Here is a 1,344-nt window from a genome sequence, read left to right as displayed (position 1 = left end):
CCTGCAGGCGATGCCGGCCGGCCAGCGCGCCGCGGCGCTCGCGGCCCACCTGGTCGAGCGTGCGTTGCACGTGCTGGGCCTGGACGCCGGCACGCCGGTCGACCCGAAGACGCCGCTGAAGGACCTGGGCCTCGATTCGCTGATGGCGGTGGAACTGCGCAACGCGCTGACCCGCTCGATCGGCCGGCCGCTGTCGGCGACGCTGTTGTTCGACTATCCGACGCTGGCCGCGCTGACCGCGCACCTGATGCGCCTGCTCGGCCTCGACGAGCCGGCGCCGGCCGAGCCCGCGGCCATCGACACCCGGGCCGATGCGCTGCACGATCTGAGCGACGAAGAAGCCGAAGCCCTGCTGCTGCAAGAACTGGGAGATCCCCGATGACCGACCCGCGCGATGAAGCGCTGAGCCCCGTCAAGCGCGCGCTGCTCGAGATCCGCGAGCTGAAGGCCGAGCTCGCGCGCTCGAACGCCGCGTTGCACGAGCCGATCGCGATCATCGGCATGGCGATGCGGCTGCCGGGCGGCGTGGTCGATGCGGCCGGCTTCGCCGAGCTGCTGTGGTCGGGCACCGATGCGATCGGCCCGATCCCCGCCGAGCGCTGGAACCTCGACGCGCTCTACGACGCCGATGCCGATGCGCCCGGCAAGATGACGACGCGCTTCGGCGGCTTCGTCGACGGCGTCGACCGCTTCGATGCCGAGTTCTTCGGCATCTCGCCGCGCGAGGCCGCCAGCATGGACCCGCAGCAGCGGCTGCTGCTCGAGGTGGCCTGGGAGGCGCTCGAAGACGCCGGCCATGCGCCGGGCGAGCTCGCGGCCACGCCGGCCGGCGCGCGCACCGGCGTGTACCTCGGCATCAGCAACAACGACTACGGCCGCGCGCTGTACCGGCACCCCGAGCTGATCGACCCGTACTTCGCGACCGGCAATGCGGCCAGCGTCGCGTCGGGGCGGCTGTCGTACTTCCTCGGCGTGCACGGGCCGGCGGTCGCGGTCGACACCGCGTGCTCGTCGTCGCTGGTCGCGCTGCACCAGGCCTGCCAGGGGCTGCGGCTGAACGAGTGCGAGATCGCGCTGGCCGGCGCGGTCAACCTGATCCTGACGCCCGAGATGAACATCAACTTCTCGAAGGCCCGGATGATGGCGCCGGACGGGCGCTGCAAGACCTTCGATGCCGCGGCCGACGGCTACGTGCGCGGCGAGGGCTGCGCGGTGCTGGTGCTGAAGCGCCTGGCCGATGCGCAGGCCGCCGGCGACCGCGTGCTGGCCGTGGTGCGCGGCAGCGCGCTGAACCAGGACGGCCGCAGCGGCGGCCTGACCGCGCCGAACGGCCCGGCACAGGAG

At 72.8% G+C, this 1,344-nt stretch carries 2 protein-coding genes; both read left to right on the top strand.

All coding sequences use genetic code 11. The features are described from left to right. Positions 1 to 382: acyl carrier protein (locus AC1D01_RS34900; protein ID WP_477874127.1), on the top strand; the 382-nt coding region annotated here is incomplete at its 5' end. Further along, the coding region (locus AC1D01_RS34895) for a beta-ketoacyl [acyl carrier protein] synthase domain-containing protein (RefSeq protein ID WP_477874125.1) at positions 379 to 1,344 on the top strand (966 nt) is incomplete at its 3' end. The genes AC1D01_RS34900 and AC1D01_RS34895, both read left to right, overlap by 4 nt.

This window comes from Rhizobacter sp. P3_B12, from assembly GCF_056402895.1.
Note: the sequence above shows the minus strand (reverse complement) of the source record. Positions and strands in the feature narration are given on the sequence as shown.